Genomic DNA, 22,375 nt, shown 5'->3' on the forward strand with positions numbered 1-22,375 from the left:
AACTCCTTATAAAGGTCCCAGGACCACAGTGATCACCGTCAATACACAGACGTACAGGGCACAATCGAAAAGTGCTTCGTGCCAGATCCAGCGTCCCAGTCCGGTGACCCGTACCAGTACCCGCAGGACGCCAGTGACAACCAGCGCCAGCACCACATAAATCAGAAACGGGCTGAGCAGCACCCCGCCCAATGACCACTCACGCAGCCCCATGATGTTCCTCCTGCTGCTGGCACCAACTGCGCCAGCTATTTTGCAATTGCAGCACCGCGCCCTTCGCCAGTTTCAGCGCATCACTGGGAGGCTGTTGGCCCAAGGCGTCGAGCAACGCCGCGCTGGGCGCCACCAGGGCATCTTCGCGAATCCCCGCCGGGCCTTGCTCCAGGGTGCGTTGCAGGTACTCGAAATATTCCCGCTGGGCCGCGCTGACCGGTACCTGGGCCACCGCCAGGCTCAAACGCAGGTGCATCAGTTCATCGCCGATATCCAGGCCCAGCAAGCCGTCGTCCCAACGACTGCGTGCCGGCTCCGGCAATTCCGGGTAGTGCCGGGCCAACTGCAGCAGGCGGTCGGCCATGCGCCCGCCGAACCAACTTTCCGCCCCGCGCAGGTTACGCCGGGTCAAACGCACCAGATCACTCAAGGTCGCCGCCAACAAGCGCCTACTGTGCCAGGCTGGGTTACGCAGAATCAGCAAGTGGAAGGCCAGCACCGCAGCGCCCACGCCCAGCACCATGGCCTGGGCGTTGTTGAAGAAGCTGGCAACGTCGAAGCTCATCCGGTTCATCGGCGAAATCAGAACAATGAAGTGCAGGCAGAACGAGGTCGCAGTCGCGCCTATCTTTGGGTTGGCCATACCCAGGGCGCCAAAAAACAAGGGCACGCCCATGGCCATCGCCAACATTGGGAAACCGCTCCACTGAGGCAACAGGATCTGCCCCACGACGAACGCCGCCGGGACCGCCAGGAAGATCCCGCGCATGAAGCTCATGCCGATCTGCGCACCATTCTCGCGGCTGGCGAACAGGCTGCAGACCACGCAAGTCAGGAGCATCGCGCCGGAAGCTGCGGGCCAGGCGGTGGCCATCCAGAAACTGGCTACGGTCAAGAACGCCAAGGCACTGCGGGCACCGAACACCAGGGCCAATGACAGATCCCGGTGAGGCGTCAGGGTCGCTGGCTGCTCCACCGGTGCCCGCCCCTGTTGCACTGCGTCCAGGGCCTGAGTCGCCGCCATGGCGGTATCCAGCAACAAGACCAAACGCGCCAGGCAGAAACCCTGCGCCGGACTGATCGACGGATCGTGGGACGCCTCCGCCAAGCGTGGCCGCAGCGCTTGCAGACTGACGCTGCCCTCTGCAGACAGGGCCTCCTGCACCTCATCCATCCAAGGCTGTAATTGCCGAGTTTCATCGGCGTCCAGTTGCTTCCACTGGCGTCGCACCGAACGGGCAATGCGCAACAACATCAGCAACTTCTGGCTCAGGCCACTGATCGCCCGAGCCCGCTGGCGGCCCAGAGGACCTTCGAACCAGGCATGTTCGCGCTGGGAATCCACGGCGACAATGCGCCCGAGAATCTCCAACAGCCCCTTGCGCGCCAGAGCGTCGCCGGCCAGGGTGGCACGAGCCGCTTGCATCCCGCTCTGCCAGGCGGAACGGGCCTGGTCAGCCAACTGGCGCTCCACCCGCATCGGCCAGATCAGCGCACTGCTGGCGGTGGCACAGATGATCCCCAGGGAGATTTCCGTACAGCGCGCCACCGCCTGATCGAACACCCCCAAAGGATGACTGATCGCAGGCAGGGCAATGATCGCCACGGTGTAGCCGGCCAGCACGAAGGAATAGGACCAGGCGCTGCGCAGCAAAGTCGAACTGGCGGTGCAGAGCCCCAACCACAAGGCCAGGGCCAGCAGGAACAGCCAGGGCGTCTGGGCGAACAAGCCCATAAACAGCACCGACATGATGGTACCGATCAACGTCCCCAACAGTCGTGCCAAGCCTTTTTGCAAAACCATCCCGGACAACGGCTGAGCAACAATGAAAGCGGTCATCAATGCCCAGGCAGGCTGCTCCAGCCCCCAACGCAACGCCAGCCACAACGCCAGACCGCCGCCGAGCAGGGTCTTGATCGCGAATTGCAACGCGGGACGATTGGGAGCAAGCAAGGCCTGCAGGGTAATAGGCACGAACAGAAACTCTTGGAGGGACAGATTAACGATAGTCGCGATGGCTACGAGCGAGCACAGGCTAATTATTAGCTAGCTAACTAAATATCGTCCAGTACTAAATCACACGCATAAAAAAACGCCAGACTGGCTGGCGTTTTCGACAGGCTTTACCTATTACGAACGGGCACGAGCCTGGTTACGCAAGGCTTTGACCTGATCGTGATTGCGTTGCACACCATGGTACTGGCGCTCCACCACGTCACGGATGCTCAGCAGATTGTGTTTGGTGATTTTCTCCAGGGCTTCCTTGTAGGCCTTCAACCCATGATCTTCACCACGTTCGGCCTCATTCAGAACCGATTCTTCGTCCTTGCCAGTCACCAGTGCCTTGAGATCGACCCAGCGACGGTGCAGATCACCGCTGACACTAGTAGAGGTTTCCGGATCGCCGCCCATGGACCGCACTACCGACTGCAGTTCGGCAGCGGCTGTGGCGCAATCGGTGGAGCGCTTGATGAACAGTGCCTTGAGCTCTGGATGCTTGATGTCTTCGGCACAGGTCTTGAACCCTTCCTGACCATCCTTGCTGGTCTCGATCAGGCTGTTGAGTACCGAAATTGCTTCTTTATTCATGTCAGGCATTTTCTGGTTCCTTACGGGTTGCGAGAGTTGGACTGACTGTTGCACCCGTCATGCCAGATTTTTATCTGAATTTTTTCCTTACTTTTCAATAAGTTAATATTTTTAAACGCATCTGTATCCGCGTTATTTGCATGATCTGTCATTTGGCCTGCATGCAGAATGCCTGTATTTTCCATGGCGTTCGAATCACATGAAAAAAGTTGCGTCATGACCCCTGAGACACTTGAACTGCTGATCACCCGGGAAATGCCCTTCGGCAAATACAAGGGGCGCATCCTGGCCGACCTGCCCGGCCCATACCTCAACTGGTTCGCCCGTGAAGGCTTCCCCAAGGGCGAGCTCGGCGGCCTGCTGGCCCTGATGCAGGAAATCGACCACAACGGTCTCTCCGACCTGTTGGACCCGCTGCGCGCCAAACACGGCAAACCCAAGCCCCGCCACTGAAAAGAGCCCGCCATGCCAACATCTGCCGCATTACTTGCCCGCGACGAAGACTATTGGCAAGGCGTCGCCCGACAATTCGACATCGATCCTGGGCCGATCAATCTTGAGAACGGCTACTTCGGGCGCATGACCCGCAAGGTGGTCGAGGAGTACCAGCACAATATCCAGTGGGTGAACCGCAGCAACTCGGTGCATGTGCGCCAGCGCTTCGAACAGCTCGAAGCTCTGCAGATTCGTCGGCAACTGGCCGAACTGCTGGAGGCTCCGGAGACCGCCGTGGCCCTCACCCGCTGCGCCTCCGATGCCTTGCAATCGCTGATCCGCAACTACAACCGCCTGCAACCCGGGGACCAGGTGCTACTCAGCGACCTGGAATACGACACGGTGAAAAGCGCCGTGCGCTGGCTGGCGCGACATCGTGGGGTCGAGGTGATAGAAATCCAGCACCAGCATCCAGCCAGTTTTGACAGCCTGGTCGACACCTACAGAGACGCTTTCGAGCGCTACCCGCGAATCAGGCTGATGCCCCTGACCTACGTGACCCACCGCAGCGGTCTGGTGATGCCGGTCCAGGCCATTGCCAGCGCCGCCCGGGAACACGAGGTCGATATCATTCTTGACGGTGCCCACGCCCTGGGCCAGATCGATTTCGACTTGCCACAACTAGGCATCGCCTTTGCCGGCTTCAACCTGCACAAATGGATAGGCGCACCGCTGAGCCTGGGCTTCATCTATATCCACCCGGAGCGCCTGGAGGACATCGATCCGGACATGGGCGAGTTCCACTTCCCGGCTGACGACATCCGTGCCCGCACGCCCTATAGCACGCCCAACATTCCCGCGCTGATGACCTTGCCCCTGGTGTTCGAAGAGCACCGAGCCATGGGCGGTTCAGCGGTCAAGGGCGCGCGCTTGAACTACCTGCGCAACACCTGGACCGAAGCGGCCCGCGAGATCCCGGGAATCGAAGTCCTGACTCCACAGGACCCGCGCCTGTGCTGCGCGATCAGCGCCTTGCGCTTCACTCGGCACCAGGATCAGCAAGTCCTGGTGGATCGCCTGCTGCAGGAATACAACCTGTTCACCGTCACCCGCAATGGCGCCGGCTTCGGCCCCTGCATCCGCATTACCCCGGGGCTGGTGACACCGCTTGAACATATCCAGAAACTGATTGCGGCGCTCGGCGAACTGGCCGGCCAATAAGCCGTAATGCCCTGCAACGCCTCTCGACCTGTAGCCGCTGCGACAAGTTGGGACAAGGCTCAAAGCACCTTGGAGGCATGTCTCTGGCGACGCCGATCGCAGCCTGCAACGGCCGCAACACGAGTCTGCTGAGGCTGTGCTTTTCTTCAAGCAAAAAAAACGGTGCACCGACCAAGCGCACCGTAAAGCCGTAGAACACACCAACGAATCGGGTAAACCTTCAGTCCAGCAGGGCCAGGGCCTCTGCCGTGCACTCTTGAATCCGCGCCCAGTCGCCGTTCTTGATCCACTCCGGATCCAGCATCCAACTGCCGCCCACGCACATCACATTCTTCAAGGCCATGTAGCTCTTGATATTGGCCGGGCCAACGCCGCCAGTCGGGCAGAACTTCACTTCGCCGAACGGACCGCCCAAGGCCTTGATCGCCGCTACGCCACCGCTGACTTCCGCCGGGAACAGTTTGAAGCGGCGATAGCCCAGGGCATAACCCTCCATGATTCCGGAGGCATTGCTGATCCCCGGCAACAGCGGGATCGGGCTGGCGACACTGGCTTGCAGCAGATCCCGGGTGATACCCGGGGTGACGATGAACTGCGAGCCCGCCACTTCTGCAGCAGTCAGCATTTGCGGGTCGAGCACGGTGCCGGCGCCGGTCAGCAGTTCCGGACGCTGCTCGCGCAGGATCTGGATGGCCTTGAGGCCGAACTGCGAACGCAGGGTCACTTCCAGAGCGGTCAGGCCGCCGGCTGCCAGGGCGTCAGCCAGTGGCAGCACATCCTGCTCACGGGCAATGGTGATCACCGGCAGGATCCGCGCCTTGGCGCAAAGGCTGTCGATCAGGGCAACTTTGTCCGCCATGGAAACGGTCGGGGAGAGGTTTGTCATAGCGGCTGATCCTTGGCTCATGGGCACCAGTAAATCTCTAACGGGGTTTGCAGGAAGGCGCGAATCGGCATTTCGGCGACAGCGTCACCAGCCAGTGCGGCACTCAGGGTGGTCAATTTGGACTGACCGGAAATCGACAACAGGCTGTTGCGCGCCGACGCCAGCAAGGCCCGGCTCATGCTCAGGCGCTGATGGGGCACCGTCGGCGCCAGCATCGCCCAGCAGCGACGAGTGCCATCGGCCTTCAGCGCCTCGGCCAGGTTCGGACTGTTGGGGAACAGCGAGGCGGTGTGACCGTCATCGCCCATGCCCAGGACCAGCACGTCGATGCCCGGCAGTTCGGCCAGCAGGCGATCCGCTTGCTGGGCCGCCTCTTCAAGACTCGGCGCAGCGCTGTAGAGGCTGAGGAAACGCGCCTTGGCCACCGGCCCCTGGAGCAGATAACGCTTGAGCAGGCCGGCATTGCTGTCGGCATGTTCCACCGGCACCCAACGCTCGTCCGCCAGGGTGATCAGCACCTTGGACCATTCCAGCTCCTGCTTGACCAGGACCTGGAAAAACGCCACCGGACTGCGGCCGCCGGACACCACCAGGGTCGCATTACCCCGCGCGGCAATAGCCTCGCGCAGGAGCGAAGCGACTTTCAGCGCCTGCCCCTCGGCCAGCAAGGCCGGGCTGCGGAATTCGTGGGCACGCACACCCACCGGCAGTTGCAATTCAGATATCGCCATACCAAGACCTCCCATCCCGCGTGATCAGTGCAATAGAGCTCATCGGCCCCCAGGACCCAGCCGCGTATGGCTTGGGCGCATCACCGGATTTCTTCCAACCGGCAATCAACTGGTCACACCACTTCCACGCGGCTTCGATTTCATCTTTGCGCACAAACAGGTTCTGATTGCCACGCATCACTTCCAGCAACAACCGCTCGTAGGCATCGGGAATCCGCGCACTGCGATAGGTATCGGAAAAATTCAGCTGCAACGGACCGCTGCGCAGCTGCATGCCTTTATCCAGGCCCTGCTCCTTGGTCATCACCCGCAACGAGATACCTTCATCCGGCTGCAGGCGGATGATCAGCTTGTTGCTGATCTGCAGGCGCTGCTCGGGGGCGAAGATATAGTGCGACGGCTCTTTGAAGTGGATGACGATCTGCGACAGCTTTTGCGGCATGCGCTTGCCGGTACGCAGGTAGAACGGCACCCCGGCCCAGCGCCAGTTACGGATATCGGCGCGCAGGGCGACGAAGGTCTCGGTGTCGCTCTGGGTGTTGGAGTTTTCCTCCTCCAGATAGCCCGGCACCGATTGGCCTTCACTGTGACCGGCGATGTACTGGCCGCGCACCACCTGGGTGGTCAGGCCTTCCGGGCTGATGGGCGCCAGGGCCTTGAGCACCTTGACCTTCTCGTCACGGATGCTGTCCGCGGAAAGGTCGGCCGGCGGGTCCATGGCGATCAGGCACAGCAGTTGCAGCAGGTGATTCTGGATCATGTCCCGCAGCTGGCCGGCCTTGTCGAAATAACCCCAGCGACCTTCGATGCCGACCTTCTCGGCCACGGTGATTTCCACGTGGGAGATGTAGTTCTGGTTCCACTGGGTTTCGAACAGGCTGTTGGCGAAACGCAGGGCAATCAGGTTCTGCACCGTCTCCTTGCCCAGGTAGTGGTCGATACGGTAAATGCGGGTTTCCGGGAAAAACTGCGCCACGGCATCGTTGACCTTGCGCGAGGAATCCAGGTCCGAGCCGATGGGTTTTTCCAGGACTACGCGGCTGTGCTGATTGAGCCCGACCTTGGACAGGTTCTCGCAAATGGCGCCGTACACCGCTGCCGGGGTGGCAAAGTAGGCGATCAGCCGCTGTTCGCTACCGGCGCGCTCCGCCAGGGCTAGATAATCCTCGGCCTTGAGGAAATCCACATGCAGGTAGCTCAAGCGAGCGAGAAAGGTCTGCAGAACCTCGGCATCGAGTTCCTTGTCACCGACATACTTGCGTAATTCGGTTTCGATATTCGCCAGGTGCTCCAGCTCAGTGCCCGGCTCACGTGCCAGGGCCAGGATGCGCGTATCGTCGTGTAGCAGACCCGCGGCATCGAGTTGGTACAAGGCAGGAAACAGCTTACGCAGTGCCAGATCGCCCAGCGCGCCGAACAAGGCAAAGGTGCAGGGTTCAACCGTAATCGAAGGCATGATGTTTGTTCTTTTATCAAGTTAAGCTACAAATACCTTTTTTCAAGGCATCACTCAAGGAAAAATGTAGTAATAAACACAACATTTTTACAAAATACAGATTCCCGGTGGTGGTCGTTCCGGGCCATCAGTAGGATAGGCCACCGCCGAAGCCCGGCTAAGCCTGGCTTCCCTGCATTGCCGACCTAGGAAACCTTAATGGACCGCATGCGCAATCTTCTGGAACACATCCAGAACCGCCTTGAAGAACTGAACAAGGCGGAACGTAAAGTCGCCGAAGTCATCCTGCTCAACCCGCAGCAGGCGACTCGCTTCAGCATCGCCGCACTGGCCCAGGCTGCCTCGGTCAGCGAACCGACGGTCAATCGCTTCTGCCGGTCATTCGGCGTCAGCGGCTATCCGGAACTCAAGCTGCAACTGGCCCAGAGCCTGGCCAGCGGTGCAGCGTATGTCAGCCGCGCGGTCGAGGCCGACGACAACCCCGAAGCCTACACGCAAAAGATCTTCGGCAGCGCCATCGCCTCCCTGGACAGCGCCTGCCAGGCCCTGGACCCGAACCTGATCAGCAAGGCCGTTGACCTGTTGATCCAGGCCCGGCAGATCCACTTCTTCGGTCTCGGCGCTTCGGCCCCGGTGGCCCTGGACGCCCAGCACAAATTCTTCCGCTTCAACCTCGCCGTCACCGCACACGCCGATGTGCTGATGCAACGGATGATCGCGTCGGTGGCCCATACCGGCGAGCTGTTCGTGATCATTTCCTACACCGGCCGCACCCGCGAACTGGTGGAAGTGGCGCGTATCGCCCGGGAAAACGGCGCCTCGGTACTGGGGCTGACCGCGGAAAACTCGCCACTGGCCAAGGCCAGTACCTTGAGCCTGAACATCCCGCTGCCGGAAGACACCGACATCTACATGCCGATGACCTCGCGGATCATTCAGCTCACCGTGCTCGACGTGCTGGCCACCGGCATGACCCTGCGCCGGGGCGTGGATTTCCAGCCGCACCTGCGCAAGATCAAGGAAAGCCTCAACGCCAGCCGTTACCCGGTGGGCGACGAGTTCAACTGAGTCGATTCCATTCGCTGACCAGCGCAACAACGCCCGGCCACTCCCACACCATCAGTTGTGGGAGTCGGCCTGCCGGCGCAAGCCTCCTTGAAGCCTACCCCGCCGCCCGCGCCTGCAAGCTCAGGTGCGCCTGCTCTCCCGGCGCCAGGCACAGGCTGTCGGTGCCCCCGACAGCCGCTTCGACACAGACGAAACGCGACACCTCATTCCAGCTCACTCCCAGCAAAGGCCGGGTGCCGGGATGCCAGACCACGGTGTCGGCATCGTCACCGGTATCGATGCACAATTCGCGCTGCCAGGCGTGATCCTTGAGCTGCAATTCGCCTTCATGCTGGAACACCCGCTGACACCCGCCCTGCACCCGCAACTCGCCCTGCTGCTGGCAAGCCTGACGGTTCAGTTGGTCATAACCCTGAGCGCCATCGAGCCCAGACAGCGCTATCTCACCAACATCACCAATACGCCAGTAGGCGTGCAGAGCCTGGCTCAATTGGCAGGGTTCAGTGTCCTGGTGCTCGGTGCTCAGGCGCAGATCCATGCTCTGGCCCAGGTGCGCATGCAGGTCGACCTTCCAGTCGCACAGTTGCAACTGCCAGTGCAGGCGCACGCCGTCCTCATCACTGCTGCTGTCCAGTAGCTTCCAGTCCAGCAGCCGCGCCCAGCCATGGGAAGGCCAGGCATTTTCGCTGGGGTGGCGGCCATACCAGGGCCAGCACACCGGCACCCCACCACGGATCGCCCCCACCTGCGGCCACTTCGACGCGCACCACAACCAGGGCTTTTGTCCGCTAGGTTGAAAGTGCAGCAACTGCGCGCCCTGGCGACTGAACACCGCCTGACACAGCGGGTGATCGATCACCAGTACGTCGCGCAGTTGATAGCGCTCCCAGGCAAACACCGGGCGCTCGCGCAAGGATATGAAAAAGCGTTGTAGCGGATGCTCATGCATGGGCCGCAGTCCTGAAAATCAATGCTGTCTCGCTACTCATGAGGGAGGCGCACTCCCGACAAAAAAAAGCGGACGGCCAGGCCATCCGCAAAATGCGCACATAGAGCAGGAGCTTATCGCAACAGCCTTAGAACACCGACTGAATTTTCAGGCCGGCCACCAGCGCGTTATCAACTTGATCCACACCGCCCGGGTGAGTGATGTACTGCAGGTTGGGACGCACGGTCAGCCAGTTGGTGACGTGGAAGCCGTAGTTGATCTCGTAGTTGTATTCGGTGTCGCGCAGCGGCATGTACAGCGGGTTGTCGTAGCTGCTGATGCCGTTGTCCTCGTTGATCAGCTGGGCATTCTTGCGCACATCGTCGTTGACGTGGATCCGCGCAAAACCGATGCCGACGTCATCTTTCGGACGCGCATCGAACGGCCCCTTGTACACGAACATCAGCGACTGATAGTTGTCGACGACGTTGGTGTCCTTGTCGTGGAAGGTGGCGTTGGCGGCGATGTTCAGACCACGGGAAGCGTCACCATTGTGCGTGGTGAGTTGCTGCTGCCCGACGAACCAGTAGCCGTGCTTGCTGTTGTGCACGCGATAGGCATCACCCGTGTCCGCAGCATCCTGACCGTTGACGTCCTTGCGCACATCATTGGCATCCGCCGTGCTCTTGTAGTAACCGACGCGGTATTCGCCCGGCAGGTTGTTGACCTTCGGCGACCAGACCAGCTCGATCGGCAGCACCGTGCCCTTGGTCCCGCTGCCGCTGAGTTTGAAGCCGTTGCCGTGCTCCAGTTGCGACGGGTTCTGGTTGTAGGCGCCGATCTGCGCATACAGCTCGGGGGTGATGTTGTACTTGATGCGCAGCGCTGCCTGGCTGACTGGCCAGTTGTACCAGATACCGGTCGCCCAGTTGCCCACTTGGGAACCGCAGAACGCCAGGTTCTGGAACTCGCAGGGGAAGGTGTTGAAGTCTTCGCCTTCGCCGAAGTAACCGGCCTTCACGTCCAGCTTGCCGTCGAGGAACTGATGCTGGATCCACAGTTGGGTCAGGCGCACCATGTGGCCACGGCCGTAGACCTCTTGGGAGGAGCTCAAGGTGCCGGCACGCGGGTCGCCGACACGGTCATTGGAAATGTTCTGACCATTGCGGTTGGTGAGCTGGATCTTGGCCTGGGTGTTATCCCAGCCCCAGAGCTTTTGCAGATCCAGCGCCACACCCAGGCCAAACTGGTCGCTGTAGCGCCCGGTCTTGTCGTCGTTGTAGCCGCCGCGCAGGTTGGCACCCATCTCACCAACGTAGTCGGCCTTGATGTCGATACCCTGCTCGATCAGCTTGGTGCGCTCACCGCCCCAGTCGCCGGTCATCCACTTGGAATCGGCGCTGAATGCTTCATCGGCCATCGCATTGCCGGACAGGACCAGCGCCGCCACTGCCGACAACTGACAGAGCCGCCGGGTAGTGCTGTGTTGCTTCTTCATCCCTACATCCTCGTCTTTATTGTTATTAACGATTTATCCAACGTGGTTTACAGCAATTACGACAGATGACAGGCCATCCGCCACGGATTCAACGCCCCTTGAACTGCGCCACGTTGCCGCTACGGGCCTCTGGAGCCGACGCACCGGCCGCCCCCAGGCGCTCACCGCTCTGGGCATCGAACAGCAGCACCCGGGCCGGATCGAACTGCAATGTCAGGGTTTCCCCCGCCTCGGGCGCCTGGTCCGGAGCCAGGCGGCAGCAGACCTTGGTGCCATTGAGCGTGACAAAGACCAGGGTGTCAGGACCGGTAGGCTCGATCACCTGGACCTCGGCGCGAATGCTCGGCAGACCATTGGCTTCGGCCGGGGCCAGGGAGATCTGTTCCGGACGAATGCCGAGGATCACTTCACGATCCTCAAGGCCTGCGTCCTGCATGCCCAGGGGCAACTCGCAACGGGCCTGGCCACTGTCCAGCAGGGCCAGCAGGCGGCCGTCCTTGCGCTGCAGGCGCAGGGGGATGAAGTTCATCGGCGGCGAACCGATGAAGCTCGCCACGAACAGGTTGGCCGGGTCGTTGTAGATCTGCTTCGGCGTGCCGAACTGCTGGATGATCCCGTCCTTCATCACCGCCACCTTGTCCCCCAGGGTCATGGCTTCGATCTGGTCGTGGGTGACGTAGACCGTGGTGGTTTTCAGGCGCTGGTGCATCAGCTTCATTTCCGTGCGCATCTCGACCCGCAGCTTGGCGTCGAGGTTGGACAACGGTTCGTCGAACAGGTAGATCTTCGGCCGCCGCGCCAGGGCCCGGCCCATGGCCACCCGCTGTTGCTGGCCACCGGAAAGCTGGCCCGGCTTGCGGGTCAGCAGGTGCTCGATCTGCAGCAGCTTGGCTACCCGCGCCACTTCCGCGTCGATCTCGGCGGTGGGCATCTTGCGGATCTTCAGGCCGAAGGCGATGTTGTCGCGCACGCTCATGGTCGGGTACAGCGCGTAGGACTGGAACACCATGGCGATGTCACGGTCCTTGGGGCTCATGCCACTGATGTCGGCATCGTCCACCAGGATCGCCCCGCCGCTGATGTTCTCCAGCCCGGCGATGCAGTTCATCAGGGTGGATTTACCGCAGCCGGACGGGCCGACGAGGATCAGGAACTCGCCGTCGTCGATCTTCAGTTCAATGTTTTTCAAGGTGTCCGGCAGGCCGGCACCGTAGGTCTTGTTGACGTTGCGTAATTCGAGAGTTGCCATGCCTTACCCCTTGACCGCGCCGGACGTCAGCCCGCGCAGGAAATACTTGCCGGCGAAGATGTAGACCAGCAGTGTCGGCAGCCCAGCGATCATCGCCGCCGCCATATCAACGTTGTATTCCTTGACCCCGGTGCTGGTGTTCACCAGGTTGTTCAGGGCCACGGTGATCGGTTGCACATCGCCACTGGCGAACACCACGCCGAAGAGGAAGTCGTTCCAGATCTGGGTGAACTGCCAGATCAGGCAGACCATGATGATCGGCACCGACATCGGCAGCAGGATCTTGCCGAAGATGGTGAAGAAACCCGCGCCATCCAGGCGCGCGGCCTTGACCAGCGCATCCGGAATACTCACGTAGTAGTTGCGAAAGAACAGGGTGGTGAACGCCAGGCCGTAGACCACGTGCACCAGCACCAGGCCGGTGGTGGTGTTGGCCAGGCCGAACTTGCCGAGGGTGAACGAGGCCGGCAGCAACACCGTCTGGAACGGCAGGAAGCAGCCGAACAGCAGCAGGCCGAAGAACAACTGCGAACCGCGAAAGCGCCACATCGACAACACGTAACCGTTCATCGCGCCAATGAAAGTGGAGATCAGTACCGCCGGCACGGTGATCTTCACCGAGTTCCAGAAGTAGCCGCCCACCGTGTCCCAGGCCTTGATCCAGCCGATGCCGTCGACCACCTGGGGCCAGCTCAGCAGGTTGCCGGTACGGATATCTTCCGGAGTCTTGAAGCTGGTGAGCAGCATCACCACCAGCGGTATCAGGTACACCGCCGCCGCCAGCAGCAGGGTGGCGTAGATGGCGATGCGGCTGAAGTTCAGCCGTGGCTTGAGCAACGAATCAGTCATGGCGCTTGCCTCGCAGCTCGGAGTACAGGTACGGCACCAGGATGGTCAGCACTGCGCCGAGCATCAGCATGGCGCTGGCCGAACCGATGCCCATCTGGCCGCGACTGAAGGTGAAGGAATACATGAACATCGCCGGCAGGTCGGAGGAGTAACCCGGGCCGCCCGCGGTCATTGCCGCCACCAGGTCGAAACTCTTGATCGCGATATGCGCAAGGATCATGAAGGCGCTGAAGAACACCGGGCGCAAGCTCGGCAGGACGATCCTCAGGTAGATGGTCGGCAAGCTCGCGCCATCCACCTGGGCAGCGCGAATAATCGACTGGTCGACACCGCGCAGCCCAGCGAGGAACATCGCCATGACAAACCCCGAGGCCTGCCATACCGCAGCGATCACCAGGCAATAGACCACCCGGTCCTGATCCACCAGCCAGTCCAGGCGAAAGCCTTCCCAGCCCCAGTCACGCAGCATCTTGTCCAGGCCCAGGCCGGGGTTGAGCAGCCACTTCCAGGCCGTGCCGGTGACGATCATCGAAAGGGCCATGGGGTACAGGTACACAGTGCGAATAAAGCCTTCCTTGCGGATGCGCTGGTCCAGCAGCACCGCCAGGAAGACCCCCAGCACCAGGCTGATGCCAATGAACATGCCACCGAAGACCGCAAGATTCTTGCTCGCCACCCACCAGCGGTCGTTGTCCATCAGGCGGGCGTACTGCTGCAGGCCAACCCACTTGTAGCTCGGCATGAAGCTGGAGTTGGTGAAGGACAGAATGAAGGTCCAGATGATGTAGCCGTAGAAACCCACGAGCACGATGACCATGCTCGGCGCCAGCACCAGCTTGGGCAGCCAGCGCTGCAGTGCGTCCAGGGGTGAGGCCTTGCTGAAAACCGCCACAGAGCTCATCGCAATAACCCGGTTGAAGAAATGGAACCTCAGCCTGTAGGAGCCGGCTTGCCGGCGAACGACACGACACGCTGTGCCGGGCACAGCGCTTCGCCGGCAAGCCGGCTCCTACAGGGGGAGAGGTGAACAAGGGGCCGCAGGCGTGCCTGCGGCGCCGGACTCTACTGCGCGGCCTTGACCGCCGAGGCAAGTTGCGCACTGGCCTTGGCCGGATCCGCATCCTTGTCGTTCATGAAGTTGGTCACCACGTCGAAGATCGCGCCCTGCACCGCCAGGGAAGTGGCCATGTTGTGCGCCATGCTCGGCTGCAGGCCGCCGGTCTTCTCGTCCGCCAGGAAGTCCTTGGCCGACGCCTGGGCACAGGAGTCGAAGCCTTCGGCGCTCATGTCATTGAGCATGTCGGTACGCACCGGAATCGAGCCCTTGTTGATGCTGAAGACTTTCTGGAAGTCCTTGCCCAGGGCGACCTTGGCCAGGTCCTGCTGGGCAGCGATGTCACCCTTGCGATCGGCCTTGAGCTTGAACACCGCCAGGGAGTCGATGTTGTAGGTGAAGGCCTTGTCAGTGCCTGGGAACGCCACGCACTGGTAGTCCTTGCCGGCGATTTTCTTCGCCGCAGTCCACTCGCTCTTGGCCCAGTCGCCCATCATCTGCATGCCAGCCTTGCCACCGATCACGTCGGCGGCGGCGATGTTCCAGTCACGCCCGGCGCGGTTGGGGTCCATGTAGCCGGTGATCTTCTTCAGCTCGGTGAAGGCCTTGACCATTTCCGCGCCGGCGAGGGTTTTCTGGTCCAGGTCCACCAGGGCTTTCTTGTAGCCCTCGGCGCCCATCACCGAGAGCACCACGTCTTCGAACACGGTGCTGTCCTGCCACGGCTGGCCGCCATGGGCCAGGGCGATGAAGCCGGCAGCCTTGAGTTTGTCGCCGGCGGCATAGAACTCTTCGAGGGTGGTCGGTGCCTTGTCGATCCCGGCTTTCTTGAACACTTCGGGATTGATCCACAGCCAGTTGACCCGGTGGATGTTCACCGGCACGGCCACGTAGTCACCTTCGTACTTGACGGTGTTGGCCACCTTGGACGAGAGCAGGCCGTCCCAGTTTTCCGCCTTGGCCACATCCTTGAGGGTGTCGGTGCTGAGCAGGCCAGTGCTGCCCCACTCCTGGATATCCGGGCCCTTGATCTGCGCCACACCCGGCGGGTTGCCGGCCACGGCGCGGCTTTTCAGCACGGTCATCGCGGTGGAACCACCACCACCAGCCACGGCACCGTCCTTCCAGGTGAAGCCGTCTTTTTCCACTTGGGCCTTGAGCACATCGACGGCCGCTTTTTCACCGCCCGAGGTCCACCAATGGACAACTTCCACGGAACCTTTGGAGTCGGCGGCGAGGGCACTCAGGGGAAACAGAGAGGCAAGGGAAATGACAGTGGCGAGGCGAGAAATCGCATTCATTTGAAGTACCTTTCTTGTTGTTATGCATGCAAGTCTGGTGCTTGCGCTGCACACGAGTCTAAACAGCCTAGTCGAACGTTCGGGTAACGAAGCGACGGTGAAATGTCACGACATGGTTACACAAGGCCCGGAACAGACGCTTGGGCCAAAGCCGAGGCGATGCTCGGTGCCAGGGGCAGACGGGGAATCAGTACGGCTTGCCAGGTGTGATAGAGGTCCGGCTTGCCGCCCCAGATCTCGGCAGCCGGGCGGTTGTCACTGCCCAGCTCGTGATGCCAGCTGCCCTGTTGGCGATCGATGAAATGTGCTTCACAGAACTCCCAGAAACGCCGGTACCAGGTCTCGTACTGCTCCTGGCCGGTGCGCCTGAGCAAGGCACTGGCGGCAGCGCTGGCCTCGGCGTGAGTCCAGTGCAGGCGCTGGCGAACCACCGGCCGGTTGTCCCAGTCCAGGGTGTAGACAATGCCCGGGGCGCCGTCCACGTCCCAGCCGTTGCGACAGTTGTTCTCGAACAACCGTTGCGCATCCAGCACCAGCCACCCCGGAGTCAGCATGCCGGCCTGAACCCGCGACGCTTCCAAGTGCAGCAGCAAGCGCGCCCATTCAAAACCGTGGCCCGGCGTAGTGCCGAAGGGCCGGAAACCGTCGGCGGGAAAGGCCTGGTTGTAGTCCGGCAAAGGCTGCCAGAACGGATCGAAATGCTCGATCACCATGAAGTCATTGGCAGCGGCATGCTGATGGATCACCCGCTCGACGATGCGCAGCGCCCGATTGAGCCAGCGCGGGTCCTGGGTGACATCGGCCAGGGCGAGAAAGGCCTCGGTGGCGTGCATGTTGCTGTTGGCGCCGCGATAGGCTTCCTGTTCGCTCCAGTCGCGGTTGAAGGACTCGCCCATGGCGCCCTCCTCTTCGCTCCAGAAATGCCCGTCAATGACCCGGATCGCTTCCGCGAGCAAGGTCTCGGCCCCGGGCCGCCGCGCCACCACCGCGGAGCTGGCGGCCAGGGCGACAAAGGCATGCAGATAGGCAGCCTTGATGCTGTTGCCATCCGCCTGCCCTGCCACGGCAAACCAGCCGCCGTGCTCGGCATCGCGCAACGGGCCCATGAGCGCGGCGATACCGTGGTCCACCAGCCCGGCATAACCCGGCAGGCCCTGGATGTGAGCCATGGCAAAGCTGTGGGTCAGGCGCGCGGTGTTCATGCTTTCGGCCTGGGCGCCAGCGGACAGGCGACCCTGGGCATCGAGGTTACCGAAGCCTTCGGCGAGCCGTGAGGCCTTGGCAAAATCCAGCAGGCGCAGGCCTTCGGCGGCAAGCCAGGCCTGATGTGCAGGTGCATTCAGCCAGCTACTGAATGGCAGGGAAAGAGCGTCCATGGGTGACCTGTTGTTGTTTTTATCGAAGGCTTGAGTCTAATCAAGCCATGCGCAACCGCAGGTAACGAAGGACCAGCACAATGTCACTGACCGGTGACATTCCACCACCCCGTAGGAGCCGGCTTACCGGCGAAGAGGCCCTTGAGCCTTGTAGTGCCTTTGAGGACGCCTTCGCTGGCAAGCCAGCTCCTACGCAAGTCAGCGCCGACACGGACGACCGTTCAGTCGAAGGTCCGAGGCAGGTACAGGGTCACCCGCAAGCCGCCTTCGCGCAGGTTCTGTAGGCTGACTTCGCCGCCATGGCTATGGGCGATGTTGCGCGCGATGCCCAGGCCCAAGCCATAACCCTGCTGCTGCCCAGCCAGGCGGAAGTGCGGCTCGAACACCTGTTCCAGGCGCTGCTCCGGTACACCCGGGCCTTCGTCATCCACGTGCAGGACAAAGCCGCTATCGTCGTCTTCGATGTGCAGATGGGCGTTCTGCCCGTACTTCAGGGCGTTGTCGATCAGGTTACCCATGCAGCGCTTGAGCGCCAGGGGCTTGCCCGGGTAGCTGGCCAGCGCCCGGCCCTGCTGGGTCACCCGGCCATTACCCTGGGGCGCCAGGTAAGGCTCCACCAGGCAGTCGAGTACCTGATTGAGGTCCACCGGTTCGATGTTCTCGTGGATATCGGTGTCCTTGACGCATTGCAGTGCGCCTTTGACCAGCAGTTCCAGTTCATCCAGGTCGCGGCCGAACTTGGCTTGCAGTTGCTCGTCCTCCAGTAATTCGACCCGCAGGCGCAGACGGGTGATGGGGGTGCGCAGGTCATGGGAGATGGCGCTGAACAGTTGGCTGCGTTCGGTCAGGTAGCGGCTGATGCGCTCACGCATGCTGTTGAAGGCCCGGCCGACTTCCACCACTTCACTGCCACCGCCCTCCGCCACCGGCTCGACATCGGCGCCCAGGGACATGTCCCGCGCGGCCCGGGCCAGGCGCTTGAGGGGCCGGCTCTGCCAGTGCACCAGCAGGCCAATGAACAGCAGCAGGAAGCCGCTGGTGAGCAAGATGAACCACACCTGCTGAGCCGGCAGGCCCTGTTCTTCGAGGCTGGTGTAGGGCTCGGGCAGCAGCGAGGCGATGTACAGCCATTCCCCCGGGGCCATCTGGATCTGGGTCACCAGCACCGGTGGGTTCACCGGTTCCAGGGTCAGGGCGTAATGGGCCCAGGAACGCGGCAACTCGTCGAGCTTGAGGCCGCCATTGAAGATCCGCAGGTCGTCGGGGCTGACAAAGGTCACGGAAATATCCGCGTCGTTGCCCAAGGATTGGCGCAGCACCTGCTCCACCGCTTGCAGCACCGCCTCTTTGCGCGGGGTGGCCGGCAGCACCTGCATGCCCAGGGGCTTGTCATTGAGGGTCACGACAAACCGGGTACCGCCCATGCTGCGCAACTGGTCCAGCACCAGAGGCCGATAGGCCACCGGCAACGAACGCAGGTAACTGACGCTGGCAGTCATCGAATGGGCCAGGCTGCGGGCACTGGTCACCAGCCCTTCGAGCTGGGTGGCACGCAACTGCGAAACCCAGATCACGCTGGACAGGGCCTGGGCGAACAGCACCGCCAGCAGAGTCAGGAGCAGCATCCGCCCCAGCAGCGAGCGAGGCACCGGCAGGCGCCGAAGCACTCTGCGCAACGCCTCAGTGGCCATTGCCGGCAACCACATTGGCTGCCAATTGATAACCGCTGCCGCGCACGGTACGGATCAGCCGCGGCGGTTTTTCCGTGTCTCGCAGGCGCTGACGCAGGCGGCTCACCGCCATGTCGACGATGCGGTCCAGGGGCATCAAGTCGCGGCCGCGGGTGGCATTGCCGATGGTGTCGCGATCGAGGATTTCCTGGGGGTGATCGAGAAACAGCTTGAGCAGGGCGAAATCGGCGCCGGAGAGAATCACTTCCTCGCCGTCGTTGTGGAACAGTCGGTGACTGATCACATCCAGGCGCCATTCGTCGAAGCACAGCACTTCACCGGCAATCCGCTCTTGAGCGAACTGGGCGCGGCGCAGCAGGGCCTTGATCCGCGCCTGCAGTTCACGGGGGCTGAAGGGCTTGCCCAGGTAGTCGTCGGCGCCCAGCTCCAGACCGATGACCCGGTCGGCTTCGTCGGAGCTGGCGGTGAGCATGATGATCGGCACCTGGCTGCGCTTGGCGTGCTGGCGGATCCAGCGGCACAGGCTGAAGCCGTCTTCGTCAGGCAGCATCACGTCGAGGATCACCAGGTCGCTGGGCGCGTCATTCAAGGCCTGGCGAAAGCCGGCGCCGTCAGCCGTAGTGCGCACCTGGAAACCGCAGCGGCTGAGGTAGGTTTCCAGCAGCTCGCGAATTTCCTGATCGTCGTCAACCAACAAAATCGACTTACTGACTGAACTCACCGGGGCGGTCCTTATTGTTAGGCAGGGAGCGCGATTATGCCTGATGGTGGCAGGCCTGTTACGGCCTCTTCGCCGGCAAGCCGGCTCCTACAGCTGGCTGCCAGGCGTCAACCCTGGGCCTGCTCCAGGGCCACGCCGGCACCGGTCAGCCCGGAATAGGGCGCGGTCACCAGCCACACCGGGATGCCCTTGAAGTAATCGCTCATGCAACCCTTGTCGGCAAAGCTCTTGGCGAAGCCGCTGTGGATGAAGAAGTCGGCGAAACGGGGAATCACCCCGCCGACGATATACACCCCGCCCCGAGCGCCAGTGGTCAGCACATTGTTGCCCGCCACTCGCCCCAGCCAGCAGCTGAACTGCTCCAGCACTTCGCGGGCAATCGGGTCGCCGGCCAGCCCGGCAGCGGTGATGGCTTCCGGGGTATCGAGGCGTGGTTCATGGCCGTCCAGCGCGCAAATCGCCCGGTACACCCGGGGCAGGCCGCCACCGCTGAGGGCGGTCTCGGCGCTGACATGGCCGATCTCGTCGTGGATGTGCTGCCACAGCTGGGTTTCCCGCGGGCTGCTCAAGGGCAGGTCGACATGGCCACCCTCCCCCGGCAAGGCCATGTAGCGGCCATCACCGAAATTCAGCAAGGTGCCCACTCCCAGGCCGGTACCCGGGCCGATCACCACCGCCGGGCGCAAGGGCTCGGCAACGCCCTCACAGACCACGCGGTACTCGTCGGGTTGCAGGCGGGTCATGCCCAGGGCCATCGCCGAGAAGTCGTTGACCAGCAGCAACTGCTCCACTTGCAAGGCCTGACAGAAGGCCTGGCGGCTCAGGCGCCAGTGGTTGTTGGTGAAACGAAACTCGTCGCCGCTGACCGGACCGGCCACCGACAGACACACCGAGCCGATGTCACCCAGGGCCAGGCCCTGCTCCTGCAGGTACGCCTTGATGGCGTCTTCCGGGCAGCGATAGTCCGCCGTGGCGTGGACCTGGACCGCGTCCAGTTGTTGGTCCTTCCACAACGCGAACCGCGCGTTGGTACCACCGATGTCACCGACCAGGGCCAGTTTCAATTAAGCGTCTCCAGAGCAGAGGTAAAGGCGCTGGCGCCCTGCTCTGCCGAGCTGAAGGCCATGCGCATGAAAGCGAAGAGTTCGCGGCCGGTGCCGACGTTGTTGCCCAACAGGCCCTTGGCCGGCTCGCGGGCCGCGAATTCTGCGGCGTCCACCTTAAGCTCAAGGGTGCCCTTGACGCCATCCACGCGAATGATGTCGCCGTCCAACACCCGGGCCAGGGCGCCTCCCACCTGGGCCTCGGGGCTGACATGGATGGCCGCCGGGATCTTGCCCGAGGCACCGGACATGCGTCCGTCGGTGACCAGCGCCACCTTGAAGCCACGGTCCTGCAACACGCCGAGGAACGGGGTCATCTTGTGCAGTTCGGGCATGCCGTTGGAACGCGGGCCCTGGAAGCGCATCACCGCGACGAAGTCCTTCTCCAGCAGGCCGGCCTTGAACGCGTCGGCCAGGTCCTGCTGGTCCTGGAACACCACAGCTGGGGCTTCGACAATCTGGTGCTCCGGGGCCACGGCGGAAACCTTCATCACGCCGCGCCCCAGGTTGCCCTCCATGACCCGCAGCCCGCCTTCCGGCGAGAAGGCCCGGGCCACTGGCCGCAGGATGTTTTCGTCGAGGCTTTCGATCGGGCCGTCGCGCCACACCAGCTTGCCGTTGTCGAGGAACGGTTCCTGGGTGTAGCGGCTCAAGCCGCGACCGGCCACAGTGTTGACGTCTTCATGCAGCAGGCCGGCTTCCAGCAGTTCGCGGATCAGGAACGACATGCCCCCTGCTGCCTGGAAGTGGTTGATGTCGGCCTTGCCGTTGGGATAGACGTGGGACAGGGTCGGCACCACTTCGGAAAGGTCGGCCATGTCCTGCCAGGTCAACTGGATGCCCGCGGCCTGGGCAATGGCCGGCATGTGCAGGGTGTGATTGGTGGAACCGCCGGTGGCGTGCAAGGCAACGATGGAGTTGACCAGGACGCGTTCGTCGACGATTTCACCAAGCGGCATGAAATTGCCGCTCTGCTTGGTCAGGCGGGTGACCTGCTGCGCCGCTTCATGGGTCAGGGCGTCACGCAACGGCGTGTTCGGGTTAACGAAAGAGGCCCCCGGCAGGTGCAGGCCCATGACTTCCATCAGCAGCTGGTTAGTGTTGGCAGTGCCGTAGAAGGTGCAGGTGCCCGGGCTGTGGTAGGAGTTCATTTCCGACTCCAGCAACTCCTCGCGGCTGGCCTTGCCTTCGGCATAGCGCTGGCGCACATCGGCTTTCTGCTTGTTGGAAATCCCCGAGACCATCGGCCCGCCCGGGACGAAAATGGTCGGCAGATGACCGAAGCGCAAGGCGCCCATCATCAGGCCCGGAACGATCTTGTCGCAGATTCCCAGCATCAGCGCGGCATCGAACATGTTGTGCGACAGCGCCACAGCGGTGGACAGTGCGATCACCTCGCGGCTCGGCAGGCTCAGCTCCATGCCGGCCTCGCCCTGGGTCACGCCGTCGCACATGGCCGGGGTGCCGCCAGCGAACTGGCCCACCGAACCGATCTCGCGCAGGGCCTTCTTGATCTGTTCTGGAAAGTGCTCGTACGGCTGGTGGGCGGACAACATGTCGTTATATGACGAAACAATTGCCACGTTGGCCGCATTCATCATCCGCAGGTTGTGCTTATCGTCGGCCCCGCAACCGGCCACGCCGTGGGCGAAGTTTGCACACTGCAGCTTGCCCCGCTGCGGGCCGTCGCTGGCGGCACCCCGGATCAAAGCGAGATAGGCCTGGCGAGTGGCGCGACTGCGGGCGATAAGCCGTTCGGTGACCTCAAGAACGCGGGGATGCATGTGTAGAACTCCAGGCTAACGGATGTGGCGACCTGTTTGTCTATGCTGATCAGAAGCACCGCCGCTCAGGGAGAATGGAGGAAATTTCTGACCATTTGGACCAGTTGATTCAGGTCACTCGTTGTAGATAAAACAAAATATTGCCACTAAAAAGGCTTGTTTTCTATTTCTATGCGAATAATCTTGTAATTCCAACAACAAATTCAACGACAGGCGTTTGC

The 22,375-nt window shown here is 62.1% G+C and carries 20 protein-coding genes; 3 read left to right on the forward strand and 17 right to left on the reverse strand.

Annotated features, from left to right (window positions below; all coding sequences use genetic code 11):
• Positions 1-6: 6 nt before the first annotated feature.
• The 3 genes from GV819_RS10985 to GV819_RS10995 form a co-directional block, all read right to left on the reverse strand.
• Positions 7-213 carry a DUF1656 domain-containing protein gene (locus tag GV819_RS10985; RefSeq protein ID WP_102860611.1) on the reverse strand — a complete coding sequence of 69 codons (207 nt, stop codon included), beginning with the start codon at positions 211-213 and terminating at the stop codon, positions 7-9.
• Positions 200-2,188: an FUSC family protein gene (locus tag GV819_RS10990; RefSeq protein ID WP_161756095.1), complete on the reverse strand. Its 1,989-nt coding sequence runs from the start codon at positions 2,186-2,188 to the stop codon at positions 200-202. The genes GV819_RS10985 and GV819_RS10990 overlap by 14 nt, the downstream gene beginning before the upstream one ends.
• 156 nt (positions 2,189-2,344) lie before the next feature.
• Positions 2,345-2,812: a ferritin-like domain-containing protein gene (locus GV819_RS10995; RefSeq protein WP_161756096.1), complete on the reverse strand. Its 468-nt coding sequence runs from the start codon at positions 2,810-2,812 to the stop codon at positions 2,345-2,347.
• A 207-nt stretch (positions 2,813-3,019) separates the two neighbouring features.
• On the opposite strand from GV819_RS10995, the gene GV819_RS11000 reads away from it, so the two are divergent.
• Together GV819_RS11000 and GV819_RS11005 are read left to right on the forward strand one after the other, a co-directional pair.
• Positions 3,020-3,256: a DUF3820 family protein gene (locus tag GV819_RS11000; protein WP_025126856.1), complete on the forward strand. Its 237-nt coding sequence runs from the start codon at positions 3,020-3,022 to the stop codon at positions 3,254-3,256.
• Positions 3,257-3,268: 12 nt separating this feature from the next.
• Positions 3,269-4,459, forward strand: a complete 1,191-nt coding sequence (locus tag GV819_RS11005; protein WP_161756097.1) for an aminotransferase class V-fold PLP-dependent enzyme — start codon at positions 3,269-3,271, stop codon at positions 4,457-4,459.
• A gap of 220 nt (positions 4,460-4,679) precedes the next feature.
• Here GV819_RS11005 and GV819_RS11010 read toward each other — a convergent pair whose 3' ends face one another.
• Genes GV819_RS11010 through zwf form a run of 3 tightly spaced genes read right to left on the reverse strand, consistent with a single transcriptional unit; the run spans position 4,680 to position 7,532 of the window.
• Complete coding sequence (locus GV819_RS11010) at positions 4,680-5,345, reverse strand: bifunctional 4-hydroxy-2-oxoglutarate aldolase/2-dehydro-3-deoxy-phosphogluconate aldolase (RefSeq protein WP_161756098.1); 666 nt, start codon at positions 5,343-5,345, stop codon at positions 4,680-4,682.
• Between the two features lie 17 nt (positions 5,346-5,362).
• Positions 5,363-6,076 carry a 6-phosphogluconolactonase gene (pgl, locus tag GV819_RS11015; protein ID WP_161756099.1) on the reverse strand — a complete coding sequence of 238 codons (714 nt, stop codon included), beginning with the start codon at positions 6,074-6,076 and terminating at the stop codon, positions 5,363-5,365.
• A complete protein-coding gene (gene zwf / locus GV819_RS11020; RefSeq protein WP_161756100.1) occupies positions 6,063-7,532 on the reverse strand; it encodes a glucose-6-phosphate dehydrogenase in 1,470 nt (489 codons plus the stop codon). The genes pgl and zwf overlap by 14 nt, the downstream gene beginning before the upstream one ends.
• A 207-nt stretch (positions 7,533-7,739) precedes the next feature.
• Here zwf and GV819_RS11025 point away from each other — a divergent pair, with 207 nt between their 5' ends.
• On the forward strand, positions 7,740-8,600 hold the full coding sequence (locus GV819_RS11025) for a MurR/RpiR family transcriptional regulator (protein ID WP_178124811.1): 861 nt from the start codon (positions 7,740-7,742) through the stop codon (positions 8,598-8,600).
• 94 nt (positions 8,601-8,694) lie between these two features.
• On the opposite strand, the gene GV819_RS11030 is transcribed toward GV819_RS11025, so the two are convergent.
• The 11 genes from GV819_RS11030 to edd form a co-directional block, all read right to left on the reverse strand.
• Positions 8,695-9,549 carry a D-hexose-6-phosphate mutarotase gene (locus GV819_RS11030; protein WP_161756102.1) on the reverse strand — a complete coding sequence of 285 codons (855 nt, stop codon included), beginning with the start codon at positions 9,547-9,549 and terminating at the stop codon, positions 8,695-8,697.
• A 127-nt stretch (positions 9,550-9,676) separates the two neighbouring features.
• Positions 9,677-11,026 carry a carbohydrate porin gene (locus tag GV819_RS11035; RefSeq protein ID WP_161756103.1) on the reverse strand — a complete coding sequence of 450 codons (1,350 nt, stop codon included), beginning with the start codon at positions 11,024-11,026 and terminating at the stop codon, positions 9,677-9,679.
• A gap of 88 nt (positions 11,027-11,114) precedes the next feature.
• Positions 11,115-12,275, reverse strand: coding sequence for an ABC transporter ATP-binding protein (locus GV819_RS11040; RefSeq protein WP_161756104.1), 1,161 nt, complete (start codon positions 12,273-12,275; stop codon positions 11,115-11,117).
• A gap of 3 nt (positions 12,276-12,278) precedes the next feature.
• Entirely contained in the window at positions 12,279-13,124 is an 846-nt protein-coding gene (locus GV819_RS11045) for a carbohydrate ABC transporter permease (RefSeq protein ID WP_161756105.1), read from the reverse strand.
• Positions 13,117-14,025, reverse strand: coding sequence for a carbohydrate ABC transporter permease (locus GV819_RS11050; RefSeq protein ID WP_161756106.1), 909 nt, complete (start codon positions 14,023-14,025; stop codon positions 13,117-13,119). The genes GV819_RS11045 and GV819_RS11050 overlap by 8 nt, the downstream gene beginning before the upstream one ends.
• A gap of 161 nt (positions 14,026-14,186) precedes the next feature.
• A complete protein-coding gene (locus GV819_RS11055; protein ID WP_161756107.1) occupies positions 14,187-15,479 on the reverse strand; it encodes an ABC transporter substrate-binding protein in 1,293 nt (430 codons plus the stop codon).
• 116 nt (positions 15,480-15,595) lie between these two features.
• Positions 15,596-16,855: an AGE family epimerase/isomerase gene (locus tag GV819_RS11060; protein WP_161756108.1), complete on the reverse strand. Its 1,260-nt coding sequence runs from the start codon at positions 16,853-16,855 to the stop codon at positions 15,596-15,598.
• 221 nt (positions 16,856-17,076) lie between these two features.
• Positions 17,077-18,546 carry an ATP-binding protein gene (locus GV819_RS11065; protein ID WP_161756109.1) on the reverse strand — a complete coding sequence of 490 codons (1,470 nt, stop codon included), beginning with the start codon at positions 18,544-18,546 and terminating at the stop codon, positions 17,077-17,079.
• The gene (locus GV819_RS11070) at positions 18,536-19,267 is read right to left on the reverse strand and encodes a response regulator (RefSeq protein WP_161756110.1); all 732 of its coding nucleotides are present in this window, start codon (positions 19,265-19,267) and stop codon (positions 18,536-18,538) included. Before GV819_RS11070 ends, GV819_RS11065 begins: the two co-directional genes overlap by 11 nt.
• A 107-nt stretch (positions 19,268-19,374) precedes the next feature.
• A complete protein-coding gene (locus GV819_RS11075) occupies positions 19,375-20,331 on the reverse strand; it encodes a glucokinase (RefSeq protein ID WP_161756111.1) in 957 nt (318 codons plus the stop codon).
• Positions 20,328-22,154: a phosphogluconate dehydratase gene (edd, locus tag GV819_RS11080; RefSeq protein ID WP_161756112.1), complete on the reverse strand. Its 1,827-nt coding sequence runs from the start codon at positions 22,152-22,154 to the stop codon at positions 20,328-20,330. Before edd ends, GV819_RS11075 begins: the two co-directional genes overlap by 4 nt.
• Positions 22,155-22,375: the final 221 nt, after the last annotated feature.

The sequence above is a fragment of the Pseudomonas sp. Fl5BN2 genome, from assembly GCF_009908205.1.
Lineage (GTDB): Bacteria > Pseudomonadota > Gammaproteobacteria > Pseudomonadales > Pseudomonadaceae > Aquipseudomonas.

Excerpts from the sequence above, each read along its gene's own strand:
- GV819_RS10985 (WP_102860611.1), bottom strand. The coding sequence starts at position 213 with ATGGGGCTGCGTGAGTGGTCATTGGGCGGGGTGCTGCTCAGCCCGTTT.
- GV819_RS10995 (WP_161756096.1), bottom strand. The coding sequence starts at position 2,812 with ATGCCTGACATGAATAAAGAAGCAATTTCGGTACTCAACAGCCTGATC.
- GV819_RS11000 (WP_025126856.1), top strand. The coding sequence starts at position 3,020 with ATGACCCCTGAGACACTTGAACTGCTGATCACCCGGGAAATGCCCTTC.
- GV819_RS11005 (WP_161756097.1), top strand. The coding sequence starts at position 3,269 with ATGCCAACATCTGCCGCATTACTTGCCCGCGACGAAGACTATTGGCAA.
- GV819_RS11010 (WP_161756098.1), bottom strand. The coding sequence starts at position 5,345 with ATGACAAACCTCTCCCCGACCGTTTCCATGGCGGACAAAGTTGCCCTG.
- pgl (WP_161756099.1), bottom strand. The coding sequence starts at position 6,076 with ATGGCGATATCTGAATTGCAACTGCCGGTGGGTGTGCGTGCCCACGAA.
- zwf (WP_161756100.1), bottom strand. The coding sequence starts at position 7,532 with ATGCCTTCGATTACGGTTGAACCCTGCACCTTTGCCTTGTTCGGCGCG.
- GV819_RS11025 (WP_178124811.1), top strand. The coding sequence starts at position 7,740 with ATGCGCAATCTTCTGGAACACATCCAGAACCGCCTTGAAGAACTGAAC.
- GV819_RS11030 (WP_161756102.1), bottom strand. The coding sequence starts at position 9,549 with ATGCATGAGCATCCGCTACAACGCTTTTTCATATCCTTGCGCGAGCGC.
- GV819_RS11035 (WP_161756103.1), bottom strand. The coding sequence starts at position 11,026 with ATGAAGAAGCAACACAGCACTACCCGGCGGCTCTGTCAGTTGTCGGCA.
- GV819_RS11040 (WP_161756104.1), bottom strand. The coding sequence starts at position 12,275 with ATGGCAACTCTCGAATTACGCAACGTCAACAAGACCTACGGTGCCGGC.
- GV819_RS11045 (WP_161756105.1), bottom strand. The coding sequence starts at position 13,124 with ATGACTGATTCGTTGCTCAAGCCACGGCTGAACTTCAGCCGCATCGCC.
- GV819_RS11050 (WP_161756106.1), bottom strand. The coding sequence starts at position 14,025 with ATGAGCTCTGTGGCGGTTTTCAGCAAGGCCTCACCCCTGGACGCACTG.
- GV819_RS11055 (WP_161756107.1), bottom strand. The coding sequence starts at position 15,479 with ATGAATGCGATTTCTCGCCTCGCCACTGTCATTTCCCTTGCCTCTCTG.
- GV819_RS11060 (WP_161756108.1), bottom strand. The coding sequence starts at position 16,855 with ATGGACGCTCTTTCCCTGCCATTCAGTAGCTGGCTGAATGCACCTGCA.
- GV819_RS11065 (WP_161756109.1), bottom strand. The coding sequence starts at position 18,546 with ATGGCCACTGAGGCGTTGCGCAGAGTGCTTCGGCGCCTGCCGGTGCCT.
- edd (WP_161756112.1), bottom strand. The coding sequence starts at position 22,154 with ATGCATCCCCGCGTTCTTGAGGTCACCGAACGGCTTATCGCCCGCAGT.